The sequence below is a fragment of the Citrobacter sp. RHBSTW-00017 genome (assembly GCF_013797615.1).
GTDB lineage: Bacteria > Pseudomonadota > Gammaproteobacteria > Enterobacterales > Enterobacteriaceae > Citrobacter > Citrobacter braakii.
In genome coordinates, this window is record NZ_CP056899.1 from 3,394,016 (window position 1) to 3,409,886 (window position 15,871).

Here is a 15,871-nt window from a genome sequence, read left to right on the forward strand (position 1 = left end):
ACTCCCTTTTCCGAAGGGATAAAAAAAATTTATCGCTATTTTTTGATATTTATCAGCTAACGAAGCGGCCTGGAATGGCCGGGATCTTGCTCGCATTTTCATCATTTTCTTGCCTGCACCATTACGACACCGCCAGGCACTGGCAATGTGCACAAAACAACGCCAGCCCTCCGGCCAGCCAGACGTTACCGCCTGCGCGGCACACTCTCCTGCTGTTTTTTGACCCCAATCCCTCTTCTGGCAAGAGAATTGCAATTTTCTTCCGACGACCTGTACGTGGGGCGGATAACATCATGCTGGAGGAATCTATGTTGAGTCTTCGCGCAGTGAATCATTATTACGGTAATCAACACTCCCTATGGGATGTGGATCTCGACCTGCTGCCCGGTAAATGTACCGGTGTGCTGGGGCTTCCAGGAATGGGAAAGACTACGCTGACCAATTGCATTATCGGCAATTTACCGATCGAAAGCGGCACCATGTTCTGGCATCAGGCTGGCGCGCCGCCGCGCGACCTGAGTCCCATTCCGGCGGCAAATCGCATCGCGCTGGGCATTAACTACGTTTCACAAGAGAGACGGATTTTTTCGCAATTGACGGTAGAGGAAAATCTGCATATTGCGCGCCAGGCGGTTGAGGAAAGCGAAACGATGAACAGCAGTGATATTTACCGCCTGTTTCCACAGTTGTTCGTACTGCGTCAGGCCAAAGGGGCGGCATTATCGGAAGATGATCAGCACCAGCTTGCGCTCGCCAGCGCGCTGGTCACACGCCCACGCCTGCTGATCCTCGATGAGCCCACGCGGGGAAGTGGCCAGGCATATATCCACAAGCTGGGGAACCTGGTGGTAAGGTTAAGCCAGGAGCTCGGCATCGCCATAATGCTCGCGGAGCAGAGCCTGCCGTTTATTCGTCGGGTCGCTGACTGCTACTGCCTGTTACACCGCGGGCGCAACGTGGCTCAGGGGCAAATAACACAGCTCAGCAACCCGCTAATCACCGACTGGGTGACGCTACAGACAAAACGCTAAGATCGATATAACGTCCTGTCGATGCCCGCTCCGGCTCTTCTGCCAGCCAGGGAATTTCTCCCAGCAGCGGAGCCGCAAGCACACGCCTGAGCGTTGCCATATATTCAGCATGACGCTTGCCAGGTGGCGTCACATCATTGGCGACCCATCCGGCAAGCGTCAGTCCGGCCTGCTGCACCGCCTGTGCGGTCAGCATAGCGTGGTTGATGCAGCCGAGCTTAACGCCAACCACCAGAATAACCGGCAACTGCTCTGTTTTTACCCAGTCAGCAAAACTCAGCGTTGGCGAAAGCGGCGTAAACCACCCGCCGGCACCTTCCACCAGCACCCAGTCAGCCTGTTGTTCCAGCGCGCGTAAACCCGCAGACATTACAGAGGCCTGAATGGGGCGACCTTCGTCCGCGCTGATGATATGCGGTGAGGTAGGTTCCGCGAAGGTATAGGGGTTGATAGCCGCATAGTCCACCGTCACAACGCTGTTGCGCTGTAATGCCAGGGCATCGCTGTTACGCAGACCTTCAACCGTCATTTCACTGCCCGACGCCACTGGCTTATAGCCGACGGTTCGCAATCCCCTCTGCCCCGCCGCCTGCAGCAACGCGCAGCTGGCGATAGTTTTCCCCACTTCAGTATCCGTCCCGGTGACAAAAAAAGTGTTAGTCACGTTGAATCACTCCCAAAAATAGATGATAGGTCAGCGGATATTTCCCCTGCTGGCAGGGCCAGGCTAGCTGTAGCTGGCGCAACTGTGAGCGGGTGAGGACGCGCGGCTCGCGGCCATCATGCAAATGCGTCGCGCCAATGCCCTTCAGCGAGCGCATGGCGCTCAGCGCATCGTCAAACCACAGCGTGACGGCATGAGACTGGTATTCAACGTCCCACCCATGCAGGGCGTTTTCCAGTTGCTCCACGGGCAAAAAACGATTGGCGTGCTCCCGCTCATCAACCGCTCGCCACGCCTGACGAAGTTCCGGCATTGACCCCTGCGCCAGGGTACTAAACGCCACCGTCCCGCCAGGACGCACCACCCGGTAAAGCTCGCGTAACGCGCCGCGCAGATCGCTGCACCACTGTACGGCCAGATTGCTCCAGGCCAGGTCGAAAGTAGCAGCAGCCTGCGGAATGGCTTCAATATCCGCCAGCAAATAGCGGTGGGCGACATCGTGACGCTGCGCTTCAGTCAGCATTTGCGCCGACAGATCCAGCGCGCAGACCTCGCTCCCCTGCTCCCGCCAGTAACGGCTCATACGCCCGGGTCCGCAGCCCGCATCTAAAACCTGAGAGAATGCCCGACCATCGAGTCGCGCCAGTAACGCATCGGCGCTCTGACGCTGGAGTTCCGCGTGTTGCTCATAGTGAGTAGCTGCGCGACCAAACGCGGCAGCAATCGCCTGCTTATTGACCTGCGCCATGCAGCACCTCCAGTAAGCGATCGATATCCTGGACTTCATGCGCCTGGGTCAGCGTGAGCCGCAGCCTGGCCGTACCAACCGGCACCGTCGGTGGGCGAATAGCCGTCACCCAGCATCCCTGTTGACGCAATGCCTCCGCCAGCTGCAAGGCTTTATGATTGTCGCCCACGATCAGCGGCTGAATGGCGCTGTCTGACTGCGCCAGCGTTAAGTCCGGCATATTCACCCCTGCGCGAAAACGCTGGATCAGCATCGCCAGTTTTTCTCTGCGCTCATCGCCTTCGCGGCTGCGGATCACCTCCAGCGCGGCGCGCAAGGCCTGGGCCTGGGCCGGAGGCATACTGGTGCTGTAGATCAGATGACGGGCAAACTGCAGCAGATAATCGGCCACGCTGTCTGAGCACAAGATTGCCGCGCCGCTGACGCCAAACCCTTTGCCAAACGTCACCACTAACAGCTCGGGTTTCACCTGCTGTCGGGAGCACGAACCGCGCCCTTCCTCTCCGCTGACGCCAATCCCGTGCGCATCATCCACCAGCAACCACGCGCCATGCCGCTCTGCTACCGCGTGAATTTCCGCCAGCGGTGCGCTATCGCCATCCATGCTGAACACACCTTCAGTGACCACGAGTTGTTGCCCCGGACAGGGGGTGGTCAGCAGACGTTCCAGATGTTGCGGATCGTTATGGGTAAAGCGACGTAGCACGGCAGGGCTAAGGCTGGCAGCCTCCAGCAGTGAGGCATGGCTGAGCCGGTCAGCAACAATCCGGTCCTCTTTGCCCATCAGCGCGGCAATGACCGCCTGATTAGCGGCAAAACCGGAGATAAACAACAGCGCCCGTGAATAGCCGAGCCATTGCGCCAGCTCATCTTCCAGCGCCTGATGAGCAACGGAATAACCGCTGACATGACCCGAGCCGCCGCTGCCGACGCCAAAACGCTCAGCGCCTTGCTGCCACGCGCAGATAATATGCGGATGGTGGCTTAAGCCAAGGTAGTCGTTGCTGGAAAAGTTCAGATACTGGCGACCGTCGGCCTGCAGCCAGCGACCGGCGCCCTGCGTCACCGCATAGCGCCGACGCAACGCATCAGCACGACGACGCGCCGTTAACGCATCGTCTATTTTTTGCTGCCAGGTCATACGGTTGCCGCGTTGTAGTATTCGTCGGTATCTGGGGTACGCAGCGCCTGTTCCAGGCGTTGCTGCTGTTCGTTATCGCCCGCCAGCACCGCCGTTTGCTGCGGATTGAGACCCAGCTTGCGAAACAACAGCAAATCCTTATCTTCGTTCGGATTCGGCGTGGTCAGCAGTTTGCAGCCGTAGAAAATCGAGTTAGCCCCGGCCATAAAGCACATCGCCTGGGTTTGTTCGTTCATTTGCTCGCGTCCGGCTGAAAGACGGACATATGAAGTCGGCATCATGATCCGCGCCACGGCGATAGTACGAATAAAATCAAAGGCATCCACATCGTCGTTATCGGCAAGCGGCGTGCCTTTCACTTTCACCAGCATGTTGATCGGCACGCTTTCTGGCGGCGTTGGCAGATTCGCTAATTGCAGCAACAGACCCGCGCGGTCGGTCACCGTTTCCCCCAGTCCCACAATCCCGCCGGAGCAAACTTTAATGCCCGCCTCACGCACTTTATCCAGCGTATCCAGACGCTCCTGGTACGACCGGGTTGTGATGATATTGCCGTAGAATTCCGGCGAGGTGTCGAGGTTATGGTTGTAGTAGTCCAGACCCGCATTGGCCAGCCGCTGGGCCTGATTTTCGTTCAGCGTACCCAGCGTCATACACGCTTCTAGCCCCAGTTCTTTTACGCCCTGAACCATCTGTTCCAGGTAAGGCATGTCGCGTTCGTGTGGATTCTTCCACGCCGCGCCCATGCAAAACCGCGTTGAACCGGCCTGTTTCGCTTTACGCGCAGAGTCCAGTACCTGTTCAACCTCCATCAAACGTTCCGTTTCCAGACCGGTTTTATAGCGGGAGCTTTGTGGGCAGTATTTGCAGTCTTCCGGGCAGGCACCGGTCTTAATCGACAGCAGCGTACTGACCTGAACCTGCCGCGGATCGAAGTGCTGACGGTGAACCTGCTGCGCTTCAAACAGCAGATCCAACAGCGGTTTTTCAAATAATTCGGTGACTTGCGACATTGTCCAGCGAGAAGAATGAGCCATATTGGTATACGTTTCGTTATGAGTTTGGTGTAGACTCGTAAACCTAAATCTTTTTAATTTGGTTTACAAGTCGATTATGACAACGGACGATCTTGCGTTTGACCAACGCCATATCTGGCACCCTTACACCTCCATGACCTCCCCGTTACCGGTTTATCCGGTGGCGCGTGCCGAAGGTTGCGAACTGATTTTAGCCAGCGGTGAGAGGCTGATAGACGGCATGTCGTCCTGGTGGGCGGCGATCCACGGTTACAATCACCCACAGCTGAACGCCGCGATGAAAACGCAGATTGATGCCATGTCACATGTGATGTTTGGCGGCATTACCCATGCCCCGGCCATTGCGCTGTGCCGCCAGTTGGTGGCGATGACGCCAGAGGCGCTGGAGTGCGTTTTTCTCGCGGATTCAGGTTCGGTCGCCGTAGAAGTAGCAATGAAAATGGCGCTGCAATACTGGCAAGCCAAAGGCGAATCCCGTCAGCGTTTCCTGACATTTCGAAACGGTTATCACGGCGATACCTTCGGCGCGATGTCGGTCTGCGATCCCGACAACTCGATGCACAGTCTGTGGAAGGGTTATCTGCCGGAGAACCTGTTTGCGCCCGCCCCGCAAAGCCGCATGGACGGCGAGTGGGACGAACTGGATATGGTGCCTTTTGCCCGCCTGATGGCCGCGCATCGCCACGAGATTGCGGCGGTGATCCTTGAGCCGATTGTGCAGGGCGCTGGTGGCATGCGCATGTATCATCCCGAATGGTTAAAGCGCATCCGTAAGATGTGCGACCGTGAAGGTATCCTGCTGATTGCCGATGAAATCGCCACCGGATTTGGTCGTACAGGCAAGCTTTTTGCCTGTGAACACGCCAACATAACTCCGGACATTTTGTGCCTCGGCAAAGCGTTAACCGGCGGAACGATGACCCTTTCCGCCACCCTGACCACGCGTCAGGTCGCGGAAACCATCAGCAACGGTGAAGCCGGATGCTTCATGCACGGTCCAACCTTTATGGGTAATCCGCTGGCCTGCGCCGTCGCCTCCGCCAGCCTGTCGTTACTCGAAACCGGCGAGTGGCGCTCACAGGTAGCGACTATTGAAGCGCAACTGCGGACAGAACTCGCCCCGGCGGCAGACTCCAGTTGGGTAGCCGACGTGCGCGTACTCGGCGCCATCGGCGTGATCGAAACCACGCATCCGGTGAATATGGCGGCGTTACAGAAGTTCTTTGTTGAACAGGGCGTGTGGGTACGACCGTTTGGCAAACTGATCTATCTGATGCCGCCGTACATTATTCAGCCCGATCAGTTGCGTCGTCTGACCCAGGCCGTAAACGAGGCTGTGCGCAGTGCAACATTTTTTAGCGAGTAATCAGCGCCCGGTCCGGACGTGGAAAAGTGAAACAGCCCGGATTATTCGATGACTGATGAAGTAACAATATTTAGACATGAAGGCCGGATTATTCCGGCCTTTTTTTATTTGCATCAAAGAAATTGCAAATCGTTTTATGTCGATGCTGAGCAAAAATTGACGGGTGTTTTAGTAAGCGATAGCGTGAATTTGTCACGTAAGTGATTAAAGTGAAAGGATTTTATGAGATTTTCCTTAAATGGAGTTTTAAGAAAATGGCTATTCCAGCTTATTTATGGCTCAAAGATGACGGCGGCGCTGATATCAAAGGTTCCGTCGATGTTCATGGACGTGAAGACGGCCCGCTTGAGGTTGTACGATGAAACGGCTCGCATTATTGCTACTACTTCCGTTTATTGTGGCCACTTCAGCAGCTGGCGAAGTGAACTGGCCCGATGCGCTGAAAGGCGTGGCTGCGGGCGATCAAGCGTGGCTGAATAAAACGCCAGAACTCGCGGCTGCGGCAGATGTTAAGCAGGCCATTAAACTGGAAGATGCTTTATCTGCTGCCCTAACAGCAAATACAACCGGCGCTCTTGATGCGCTCAGCGTCATTGACGCGGGAAAATGGCCGCACATGATCGGGACTGATATTGTCTGCGGAGTGCCTGTTGAAGCTCCAGCAACCGTTGAGGATTTTTATCAGCGGACACGTCCTGCGTTGTTAAGCACTGATAAGGGCGCTCGCTGCTTGTGGTTCCTCGAAGCAACATATGAGGAATGGAAAGCAGACAACGCCCGTCAGGTTAAGTAAGATAATTAACCCGGTCAATATGGCCGGGTCCTTTCCTCCGCTTCCCTTTGATTTTTCGTGCCGCAGCCGCTCCCTGAATACTCAACACCACACAATAACCGCTCATGCAGTGGGTTTAACCGACAGCACCGGCACCCCGCACACGTTCCGGCACCCAGTAAGGATTATTTAATGACATTTCCCGTCCCGACCGTTGCGGAAAGTACCGACCGCCAGTTACGCGATATTCAGAACGCGCTACCCGATGAGAACGTCGACACCAGCAGCGACAGCGACTACGCCGTCCGGGCTAATGCTGTATCAGGCGTGGCGGACGGTCTCTACGCCTATCAGGGCTGGATTATTCGCCAGATTTTCCCTGACACCGCCGAGAAGGAGTATCTGGAGTTTACTCGATGCCGAACTGGCTGGACTGGTCACCAGTGCGAATAAAGTACCCGACTTCCCGGAGAGGATAAGGCAGCGCTGGCTGATTTAACTTCTGTTGGTCGTGACATTATCAGCAAGAACGCTATTGCCGACATTCTCACATACCTTGGTTTGCACGAGACCGGATTTGCCCCCCTTGATTGAACGCAAAACAGTCCAGAATATTTCGCCACGCTACATACGGTTCCTGGCTACACTTTTTGGCTAACGAGAGGAGTCAGCATGAAACTAATCAGTAACGATCTGCGCGATGGCGAAAAGCTTGCGCATCGCCACGTCTTTAACGGCATGGGATATGACGGGGATAATATTTCCCCGCATCTGGCGTGGGATGACGTGCCCGCAGGGACTAAAAGCTTTGTCGTGACCTGCTACGATCCTGATGCGCCAACCGGCTCCGGCTGGTGGCACTGGGTGGTGGTAAATCTGCCAGCAGATACCCGCGTACTCACGCAAGGCTTCGGCTCCGGGCTGGTTGCGCTGCCGGATGGGGTGATTCAGACCCGTACGGATTTTGGGAAAGCAGGTTATGGCGGTGCTGCGCCGCCGAAGGGGGAAACCCATCGCTATATCTTTACGGTTCACGCGCTGGATGTGGAGCGTATTGATGTTGATGAGGACGCCAGCGGCGCGATGGTTGGCTTTAACGTTCACTTCCACTCGCTCGCCAGCGCCTCGATTACGGCAATGTTCAGTTAAGCTGTGTTGTGCCGGATGTCGGTTTCGCCGCATCCGGCCTACTAAACAAGGCTTCTCTACAGAAATTCAGGCAACAATTTCAACAACGTCCCCTGGGCTAACAGTTCGGTTGCACATTCAATATCCGGAGCAAAAAAGCGATCCTGCGTATAGTGGGCAACCTGCTCGCGCAGAGCCTGGCGCGCCTGCTCCAGCAGCGGGCTTGAGGTTAACCCTTCACGCAGGTCAATCCCCTGACACGCCGCCAGCCACTCCACGGCAATCACGCCGCGCGTATTCGCCGCCATCTCCCACAACCTGCGGCCCGCTGCCGGCGCCATAGACACATGATCTTCCTGGTTGGCGGAGGTCGGCAAGCTGTCCACGCTGTGCGGATGCGCCAGCGCTTTGTTCTCGCTCGCCAGCGCGGCCGCGGTTACCTGAGCAATCATAAAGCCGGAGTTCACCCCGCCGTTTTTCACCAGGAACGGCGGCAACTGCGACATATGTTTGTCCATCATCAGCGCAATGCGTCGCTCTGATAACGCCCCGATTTCCGCAATCGCCAGCGCCAGATTATCTGCCGCCATCGCCACCGGTTCAGCATGGAAGTTGCCGCCGGAAATGACATCGCCCTCTTCGGCAAACACCAGCGGGTTGTCGGAAACCGCGTTGGCTTCTACCAGCAAGACCTCCATTACCTGACGCATTTGCGTCAGGCACGCCCCCATCACCTGCGGCTGACAGCGCAAAGAATACGGATCCTGCACTTTTTCACAGTTATGATGCGACTGGGAAAGCGCGCTGGTGTCGGTCAACACGTGGCGGTACAGCGTTGCGGCATCAATCTGCCCACGCTGTCCTCGTGCGGCATGAATACGGGCATCAAACGGACGACGAGAGCCTAAAACGGCTTCGGTGGTCAGCGCCCCACACACCGTCGCAGACGCGAACAGCTCCTGGGCTTCAATTAACCCGCGCAGCGCAAAGGCTGTGGAAGCCTGGGTACCGTTGAGCAGCGCCAGCCCTTCTTTCGCCTCCAGCGTAATCGGCTCCAGCCCGGCCTTTTTCAGCGCTTCGGTCGCCGGAAGCCATTCCCCCTGCCAGCGCGCTTTACCTTCGCCCAGCAGCGTCAGAGACATATGCGCCAGCGGTGCCAGGTCGCCCGATGCGCCCACTGACCCTTTCGCCGGGATCAGCGGATACACCTCGGCATTCACCAGCGCAATCAGCGCTTCAATCACGCTGAGACGAATACCCGAAAAACCCCGCGCCAGGCTGTTGATTTTCAGCACCATAATCAGGCGAACCATCGCGTCATCGAGCGCCTCACCAACGCCTGCCGCATGGGAAAGCACCAGCGAACGCTGTAAATTCTGCAAATCTTCCGTGGCGATACGGGTCTGAGCCAGCAGGCCAAAGCCGGTATTAATGCCATACGCCGTACGGCCTTCAGCGACAATATTATTGACGCAGGCGACGCTTGCGTTGATAGCATCAATCGCCCCGGCATCCAGGCTCAGTTTGACCGGCTGCTGCCAGATGTCGCGTAGTTGCGCAAAGCTCAGATGACCCGGCGTTAATGTCATGGTGTTCATATCAGCGTTTCTCCTGCGTCGCCGCGACCATCGGCAAATTCAGCCCTTCTTCGACGGCGCATTCCACCGCAATGTCATACCCGGCGTCGGCGTGGCGCATCACCCCGGTAGCCGGATCGTTATGTAATACCCGGGCGATACGCGCTGCGGCTTCATCAGTGCCATCGCAAACAATCACCATCCCGGCATGCTGGGAGAAGCCCATTCCTACCCCGCCACCGTGATGCAGTGACACCCAGGTTGCACCGCTGGCGGTGTTAAGCAGCGCGTTCAGCAGCGGCCAGTCGGATACTGCATCAGAACCGTCGCGCATGGCTTCGGTTTCGCGGTTCGGGCTGGCGACGGAGCCGGAATCCAGATGGTCACGGCCAATAACAATCGGCGCAGACACTTCGCCGCTGCGCACCATTTCATTAAACGCCAGCCCCAGTTTTTGACGCCATTCCAGACCGACCCAGCAGATACGCGCCGGTAATCCCTGGAAGTTAATCCGCTCACGCGCCATATCCAGCCAGTGGTGCAGATGTTTATCGTCAGCCACGATCTCTTTCACTTTGGCATCCGTTTTATAAATATCCTGCGGATCGCCGGAAAGCGCCACCCAACGGAATGGGCCAATGCCGCGGCAGAACAGGGGGCGAATATAAGCAGGGACGAAACCGGGAAAATCAAAGGCGTTTTCCACGCCCATCTCTTTGGCCATCTGGCGAATGTTGTTGCCGTAATCAAACGTCGGCACGCCCATTTTGCTGAACGCCAGCATTGCCTCGACGTGCGTTGCCATTGAGCGTTTCGCCGCCTGTACCGTGCCCTGCGGATCGGACACCGCTTTCTCCTGATACGCTTCCCAGCTCCAGCCGGACGGCAGATAACCATGCAGCGGATCGTGGGCGCTGGTCTGGTCAGTGACCATATCCGGGCGCACACCGCGCCTCACCAGTTCCGGCACAACGTCGGCGGCGTTAGCGCATAGCGCAATGGAGACCGCTTTACCCTCACGGGTGTACTTTTCGATACGCGCCAGCGCGTCGTCAAGCGATGTCGCCTGCTCATCCACGTAGCGGGTACGCAGACGGAAATCGATCCGGCTTTGCTGGCATTCAATATTCAGCGAGCAAGCACCTGCCAGCGTTGCGGCTAACGGTTGCGCCCCACCCATGCCGCCCAGCCCGGCGGTCAGCACCCAGCGTCCGCTCAGGTTACCCTGATAATGCTGACGCCCGGCCTCAACGAAGGTTTCATAAGTCCCCTGCACGATGCCCTGGCTGCCGATGTAGATCCAGCTCCCGGCGGTCATCTGGCCATACATCGCCAGCCCTTTGGCGTCCAGCTCGTTGAAGTGTTCCCAGGTAGCCCAATGTGGCACCAGGTTGGAGTTGGCAATCAGTACGCGCGGCGCATTGTCATGGGTTTTGAAAACGCCAACCGGTTTACCGGACTGGACCAGCAGGGTCTCATCGGTCTCCAGTTTGGTCAGCGCGTTGACGATGGCGTCATAACATTCCCAGTCCCGCGCGGCGCGACCAATCCCGCCGTATACCACCAGCTCATGCGGATTTTCCGCCACATCGGGATCCAGGTTGTTCATTAACATGCGCAGCGGCGCTTCGGTCAGCCAGCTTTTGGCCGTTAAAGTGGTGCCGCGTGGGGCACGAATATCCTGCTGACGGTACTTGCTATGAGACATGGTAGAGCACTCCTCGCGAACGATCGGACAGATAAGTAACATATACTTGTCTATACAAGCTGTCGCAAGCGTACTTTTAACAAAAAAGATACAATTTTATTATACTGCGGCAGCAATCACGCTTTTCAGGACATAAACCGCCCTTGCAGGCGATAGCGGGAACCCGGGAAGAGCAAACGGGCATGAGAGACAATGGATGACGCAGACCAGGTTTTACGGCGGATCAGCAGACAGGGATCGTGTTCTTTGATATTCAGCAGCGCGCACTCTTCGGCACTGGCGCGGACCGCTTCAACAATATGCTCGCCTTCCGTTAAAGGGGCTATCAGCGACAGATAAGCGTGCGGCGTAGTCTGGCTGTAATCCTGCGCCAGATACGCTGGCACAATTTCGGCATTCACGCAGCGATCTTCAATCTGCACCGGCAGTTCGTTCTCGTAGTGCACCATGACAGAGTGAAAAATGGAGGTGCCTTCTTTGACGTTTAACACCAAAGCCTGCTGCGCGCTTGCCTGGGTTCGTTCCAGCGTGATCACCTCGCAGCGGTGCTGATGCTGACGGGCGTTGATTTCATCCGCGATGCTGCGAATTTCAAACAGCGCAGACTGGCCCTTCGGCTCGGCGACAAACGTCCCTACGCCCTGCAAACGAACCAGTAACCCTTCATCCGTTAACTCACGCAGCGCCCGGTTGATGGTCATGCGGCTGAAACCATACTGCGCCACCAGCTCCGCCTCAGAGGGAATGCGATCGTGAGGTTGCCAGATACCGCTGGCAATCTTTTCGCTGATCTCCTGTTTGACCTTTTCGTAAAAAGGTGCCGGAGCAGAACGGGATGGGAGCATGCGTAAGCCTTCCTTAAGCTGAGAATGTGAGTGGGTACAGTTTACAGACATTACCCGAACCTGATAAGCGCAACGCCATCAGGTATATCAGTGCCACCAGTGCGCGATTTGCCAACCTAATCGCGCCGCAACGCGCGCCGCTCTGCCATCATCGTCAAAGCGTGGATTAAATTCAACCATATCCACCGCCTGCAGTTTACCGCTACGACACAGGGGTTCAATCAGATTCAGCAGCGTCGCCAACGGTACGCCCAGCGCAGCGGGTGCCGACACGCCGGGCATTTCCCACACCGGCAGCACGTCGAGATCGATAGTCAGATAGATAACATCCAGGTTGGCGACAAACTGCGCTAACTGCGCCTGCGCCGTTGCACAGTACAGCTCTTCCACCACGGTCACACCGAGCCGTTGCGCCTCATCCCATAGCGCCTGGGTGTTTGCCGCCCGACTGACGCCGATACAGGCATAGTGAAATTCACGCTGCTGTTCATCGCAAAGCTGCGCCAGTTGGCGAAACGGTGTACCGGAAGTAGCCTGATCGGCATGGCGCAAATCGAGATGCGCATCGAAGTTGACGATCCCCACTTTCGCCTGTGGGAACGCATCCAGCACGCCTGCGCCGTGCGCAAATGCAGTTTCGTGTCCTCCCCCCAGAACGAAGGTACGCATATTCTCCTGCTGACAGCGCTGCACCGCATTGCGTAGCGCCTGCTGCGCGCCCTCAAGATCGGGGGCCTGGGCCACAATATTTCCCAGATCCACCAGCCGATGATGCCCATCGTGGCTGGCTAAATTCGCCAGCGCCTTGCGCAGCACATCAGGCGCTCCGGCGGCTCCCGTCCGGCCCTGATTACGTTTCACGCCTTCGTCGCAGGCAAATCCAAGCAGCGCTATCTTCTCGCGATACATTTCTGGGCTAAATGTCGGGCTCAGCGTGATAGTCTGAAACAGGCGCAGCGCATTCGGCGATTCGGCGCGGTCATCACGTCCCTGCCACAGCGCAGGTGAAACAGGTTGCCAGTGAGTCATACTATTTGTCCTTTGAATACGCGTTGGTAGATCGGGTTACGCCCCGGTTCATACAGGATCTCGACCGGGAGAGTTGCATCCCACACCACAAAATCGGCCACAAACCCGGCCTTCAATTGACCATGAGTGGCATGGCGTCCCAGCGCCCGGGCCGCATGACGGGTGACGCCCGCCCATGCTTCTTCCGGCGTTAAGCCAAACTGAACGCAGGCCATATTCATCGCCCAGTGCAGGCTGATAAACGGGCTGGTACCCGGGTTAAAATCTGTCGCCACCGCCATCGGTACCTGATACTGACGCAGCAACGCCACCGGCGGACGCTGTTGCTCTTTAAGGAAATAGAATGCGCCGGGCAGCAGCACGCCGACCGTACCGCTTTGGCTCATCGCCGCCACGCCCGCTTCATCGAGATATTCAATATGATCGGCGGATAACCCGTGGTAGCGGCTTACCAGCTGTGCGCCACCCAGCAATGACAGCTGTTCAACATGGCCTTTAATCGGGATGCCCAACGCCTGCGCGGCCTGAAACACTCGCTCGCTCTGCGCCAACGAAAAACCCACGCTTTCACAAAACAGATCGACGGTCTCGAACAGCCCTTGTTCCCACAGCTGCGGCAAAATGGTCTCGCACACCAGCGTAATATAGCCGTCAGGATCATCCCGATATTCTGCTGGAGTCGCATGGGCAGCCAACAGCGTGGGGCTTATTTCAATGATATTCTCCGCCGCCAGCGCCGCTGCCACGCGCAATATTTTCTCTTCTGTCTGCAAATCCAGGCCGTAACCGGATTTTATTTCCAGCAACGTAACGCCTTCTTTGATCAGCTGTTCCATACGCTGATGCGCTAGATGTAAGAGTTGTTCATCACTGGCGCTGCGGGTCGCTGATACCGTGGCATTGATACCCCCACCCTGGGCGCTTATCTGCTGGTAGGAGACACCGTTTAGCCGCTGCTCCCATTCACCTGCGCGGTTTCCACCAAAGACCAGATGCGTATGACAGTCAATCAGGCCAGGTGTAATTAGCCTGCCCTGCATATCAAAGGTATTGTCATGTGTGAGATAGAGCGATGACTCCGGGACGATATCGCGAATCTTCCCCTCGCGGACGATCAGCGCATGCCCCTCCACTAGCCCATACGGGGTGTTACGTTCGGGATCCATGGTCGCCAGACGAACATTGCGCCAGATAACATCATCAGGGAAGAATTGCTGCATTCGACTCACCACTTGTCATAGGTTGTATAGACATTTATTTTTGATTATACGGATGTTGTCAACCTGAAGGACCGTAATTGTTATGTATTTGTGATATAAGGACTCTCCGCGCCGGGCATTACGGCGATAAAAACAACTTTTTACCTTTTAACCTTCCCGTTTCGCTCAACTTAGTATAAAAAAGCAGGCTTCAATGGATAACTTTCAAAGCCCGGAGCAACCTGTGAACATATCATCAGTTTCCCGTCTGGCGCTGGCAATGGCTTTTGGCGTGACGCTGACCGCCTGTAGCTCTACGCCGCCCGATCAAATTCCTTCCGATCAGACCGCGCCAGGTACCTCTTCGCGCCCGATCTTGTCGGCCAATGAAGCGAAAAACTTCGTTGCTGCGCACTATTTTTCCGCGCTGACGCCAAACACCGCGCCGTGGAGCCCTTCTGCTATTTCTCTGCCTGCACAGCCTGACTTCGTGGTTGGCCCGGCTGGGACTCAGGGCGTCACCCATACCAGCATTCAGGCTGCGGTTGATGCGGCAATCATCAAGCGTACTAACAAACGTCAGTACATCGCGATTATGCCGGGCGAGTATCAGGGCACGGTATATATCCCGGCAGCAACGGGAAGTCTGACGCTGTACGGCATGGGCGAAAAACCGCTGGATGTAAAAATTGGCCAGGCTATTGATGGTGACATGAGCACCGCAGACTGGCGTCGTACGGTGAACCCGGGCGGTAAATATATGCCGGGTAAACCGGCGTGGTATATGTTTGATAATTGCCAGAACAAGCGCGGCACAAATATTGGCGTGATGTGTTCTGCCGTCGTCTGGTCGCAAAATAATGGTCTGCAATTGCAGAACCTGACCATCGAAAACAATCTGGGTGACAGCGTTGATGCGGGTAATCACCCGGCCGTTGCGCTACGTACCGATGGCGATAAAGTTCAGATCAATAAGGTCAACATCCTCGGTCGCCAGAATACGTTTTTCGTGACTAACAGCGGCGTACAAAACCGTCTGGAAAACGATCGTCAACCGCGTACTTTGGTAACCAACAGCTACATTGAAGGCGATGTGGATATTGTTTCCGGTCGCGGCGCCGTGGTGTTCGATAACACCGATTTCCGCGTTGTGAACTCCCGTACGCAGCAGGAAGCCTATGTGTTTGCACCAGCGACGCTGTCAAACATCTACTACGGCTTCCTCGCCACAAATAGCCGCTTCACGGCGAGTGGTGATGGCGTGGCACAGTTGGGCCGCTCGCTGGATGTCGATTCAAACACTAACGGTCAGGTCGTTATCCGCGACAGCGTGATCAACGAAGGCTTTAACATGGCAAAACCATGGGCTGACAGCGTTATCTCGAAGCGTCCTTTTGCCGGTAATACCGGTGCAGAAGATGACAAAGGTGAAATCCAGCGCAACCTGAACGACACCAACTTCAACCGAATGTGGGAATACAACAACCGCGGTATCGGTAGCAAAGTGATTGCCGAACCGAAGCAGTAATCACAGCCATCAAACCGCTGGCGGGAACACTCCCGCCAGCCCCCTTCACCGCTTTCAACGTCTTTTCTTCACACAGGTCATATTTTCACCAACGCAGG

The 15,871-nt window shown here is 56.3% G+C and carries 16 protein-coding genes and 1 pseudogene; 8 read left to right on the forward strand and 9 right to left on the reverse strand.

Annotation, left to right across the window (positions count from 1 at the left end; all coding sequences use genetic code 11):
* Positions 1-308: 308 nt before the first annotated feature.
* Positions 309-1,031 (forward strand): ATP-binding cassette domain-containing protein, encoded by a 723-nt coding sequence (locus HV037_RS16500; protein WP_103283652.1) that lies wholly within the window; start codon positions 309-311, stop codon positions 1,029-1,031.
* On the opposite strand, the gene bioD is transcribed toward HV037_RS16500, so the two are convergent.
* From bioD to bioB, 4 genes are read right to left on the reverse strand one after another with little or no spacing between them, the layout of a single operon-like run.
* Entirely contained in the window at positions 997-1,695 is a 699-nt protein-coding gene (gene bioD / locus HV037_RS16505) for a dethiobiotin synthase (RefSeq protein WP_016156050.1), read from the reverse strand. The genes HV037_RS16500 and bioD overlap by 35 nt on opposite strands.
* Positions 1,688-2,443, reverse strand: a complete 756-nt coding sequence (bioC, locus tag HV037_RS16510) for a malonyl-ACP O-methyltransferase BioC (RefSeq protein WP_016156049.1) — start codon at positions 2,441-2,443, stop codon at positions 1,688-1,690. The genes bioD and bioC overlap by 8 nt, the downstream gene beginning before the upstream one ends.
* Positions 2,427-3,584: an 8-amino-7-oxononanoate synthase gene (gene bioF / locus HV037_RS16515; RefSeq protein ID WP_016156048.1), complete on the reverse strand. Its 1,158-nt coding sequence runs from the start codon at positions 3,582-3,584 to the stop codon at positions 2,427-2,429. Before bioF ends, bioC begins: the two co-directional genes overlap by 17 nt.
* Positions 3,581-4,621 (reverse strand): biotin synthase BioB, encoded by a 1,041-nt coding sequence (gene bioB, locus HV037_RS16520; protein WP_029139462.1) that lies wholly within the window; start codon positions 4,619-4,621, stop codon positions 3,581-3,583. The genes bioF and bioB overlap by 4 nt, the downstream gene beginning before the upstream one ends.
* A 76-nt stretch (positions 4,622-4,697) precedes the next feature.
* Between bioB and bioA the strand changes: the two genes are divergently transcribed.
* From bioA to HV037_RS16545, 6 genes and pseudogenes are all read left to right on the forward strand, one after another.
* Positions 4,698-5,987, forward strand: coding sequence for an adenosylmethionine--8-amino-7-oxononanoate transaminase (gene bioA, locus HV037_RS16525; RefSeq protein ID WP_088583128.1), 1,290 nt, complete (start codon positions 4,698-4,700; stop codon positions 5,985-5,987).
* Positions 5,988-6,035: 48 nt separating this feature from the next.
* A complete protein-coding gene (locus HV037_RS16530) occupies positions 6,036-6,191 on the forward strand; it encodes a hypothetical protein (protein ID WP_155553748.1) in 156 nt (51 codons plus the stop codon).
* A gap of 154 nt (positions 6,192-6,345) precedes the next feature.
* A complete protein-coding gene (locus HV037_RS16535; RefSeq protein ID WP_016156045.1) occupies positions 6,346-6,780 on the forward strand; it encodes a hypothetical protein in 435 nt (144 codons plus the stop codon).
* A 171-nt stretch (positions 6,781-6,951) separates the two neighbouring features.
* Complete coding sequence (locus HV037_RS16540) at positions 6,952-7,212, forward strand: hypothetical protein (RefSeq protein WP_016156044.1); 261 nt, start codon at positions 6,952-6,954, stop codon at positions 7,210-7,212.
* Positions 7,184-7,332 (forward strand): annotated as a pseudogene (locus HV037_RS24660) (phage tail protein); the annotation flags it as partial. The gene HV037_RS16540 and the pseudogene HV037_RS24660, both read left to right, overlap by 29 nt.
* Positions 7,333-7,431: 99 nt before the next feature.
* Positions 7,432-7,908, forward strand: a complete 477-nt coding sequence (locus HV037_RS16545) for a kinase inhibitor (RefSeq protein WP_016156043.1) — start codon at positions 7,432-7,434, stop codon at positions 7,906-7,908.
* Positions 7,909-7,964: 56 nt separating this feature from the next.
* Here HV037_RS16545 and hutH read toward each other — a convergent pair whose 3' ends face one another.
* The 5 genes from hutH to hutI all read right to left on the reverse strand — a co-directional run bounded on the left by hutH (position 7,965) and on the right by hutI (position 14,266).
* A complete protein-coding gene (gene hutH / locus HV037_RS16550) occupies positions 7,965-9,485 on the reverse strand; it encodes a histidine ammonia-lyase (protein WP_016156042.1) in 1,521 nt (506 codons plus the stop codon).
* Between the two features lies 1 nt (position 9,486).
* Complete coding sequence (hutU, locus tag HV037_RS16555; RefSeq protein WP_016156041.1) at positions 9,487-11,172, reverse strand: urocanate hydratase; 1,686 nt, start codon at positions 11,170-11,172, stop codon at positions 9,487-9,489.
* Between the two features lie 125 nt (positions 11,173-11,297).
* Positions 11,298-12,017 carry a histidine utilization repressor gene (locus tag HV037_RS16560; protein WP_016152334.1) on the reverse strand — a complete coding sequence of 240 codons (720 nt, stop codon included), beginning with the start codon at positions 12,015-12,017 and terminating at the stop codon, positions 11,298-11,300.
* 87 nt (positions 12,018-12,104) lie between these two features.
* Entirely contained in the window at positions 12,105-13,046 is a 942-nt protein-coding gene (gene hutG / locus HV037_RS16565; protein ID WP_103283651.1) for a formimidoylglutamase, read from the reverse strand.
* Complete coding sequence (gene hutI, locus HV037_RS16570) at positions 13,043-14,266, reverse strand: imidazolonepropionase (protein ID WP_103283650.1); 1,224 nt, start codon at positions 14,264-14,266, stop codon at positions 13,043-13,045. Before hutI ends, hutG begins: the two co-directional genes overlap by 4 nt.
* A 223-nt stretch (positions 14,267-14,489) precedes the next feature.
* On the opposite strand from hutI, the gene HV037_RS16575 reads away from it, so the two are divergent.
* Positions 14,490-15,773: a putative acyl-CoA thioester hydrolase gene (locus tag HV037_RS16575; protein ID WP_103284451.1), complete on the forward strand. Its 1,284-nt coding sequence runs from the start codon at positions 14,490-14,492 to the stop codon at positions 15,771-15,773.
* Positions 15,774-15,871: the final 98 nt, after the last annotated feature.

Excerpts from the sequence above, each read along its gene's own strand:
- bioF (WP_016156048.1), bottom strand. The coding sequence starts at position 3,584 with ATGACCTGGCAGCAAAAAATAGACGATGCGTTAACGGCGCGTCGTCGT.
- HV037_RS16540 (WP_016156044.1), top strand. The coding sequence starts at position 6,952 with ATGACATTTCCCGTCCCGACCGTTGCGGAAAGTACCGACCGCCAGTTA.
- HV037_RS16535 (WP_016156045.1), top strand. The coding sequence starts at position 6,346 with ATGAAACGGCTCGCATTATTGCTACTACTTCCGTTTATTGTGGCCACT.
- bioC (WP_016156049.1), bottom strand. The coding sequence starts at position 2,443 with ATGGCGCAGGTCAATAAGCAGGCGATTGCTGCCGCGTTTGGTCGCGCA.
- HV037_RS16560 (WP_016152334.1), bottom strand. The coding sequence starts at position 12,017 with ATGCTCCCATCCCGTTCTGCTCCGGCACCTTTTTACGAAAAGGTCAAA.
- bioB (WP_029139462.1), bottom strand. The coding sequence starts at position 4,621 with ATGGCTCATTCTTCTCGCTGGACAATGTCGCAAGTCACCGAATTATTT.
- hutG (WP_103283651.1), bottom strand. The coding sequence starts at position 13,046 with ATGACTCACTGGCAACCTGTTTCACCTGCGCTGTGGCAGGGACGTGAT.
- hutH (WP_016156042.1), bottom strand. The coding sequence starts at position 9,485 with ATGAACACCATGACATTAACGCCGGGTCATCTGAGCTTTGCGCAACTA.
- hutI (WP_103283650.1), bottom strand. The coding sequence starts at position 14,266 with ATGCAGCAATTCTTCCCTGATGATGTTATCTGGCGCAATGTTCGTCTG.
- bioA (WP_088583128.1), top strand. The coding sequence starts at position 4,698 with ATGACAACGGACGATCTTGCGTTTGACCAACGCCATATCTGGCACCCT.
- HV037_RS16545 (WP_016156043.1), top strand. The coding sequence starts at position 7,432 with ATGAAACTAATCAGTAACGATCTGCGCGATGGCGAAAAGCTTGCGCAT.
- HV037_RS16500 (WP_103283652.1), top strand. The coding sequence starts at position 309 with ATGTTGAGTCTTCGCGCAGTGAATCATTATTACGGTAATCAACACTCC.
- hutU (WP_016156041.1), bottom strand. The coding sequence starts at position 11,172 with ATGTCTCATAGCAAGTACCGTCAGCAGGATATTCGTGCCCCACGCGGC.
- HV037_RS16530 (WP_155553748.1), top strand. The coding sequence starts at position 6,036 with ATGACTGATGAAGTAACAATATTTAGACATGAAGGCCGGATTATTCCG.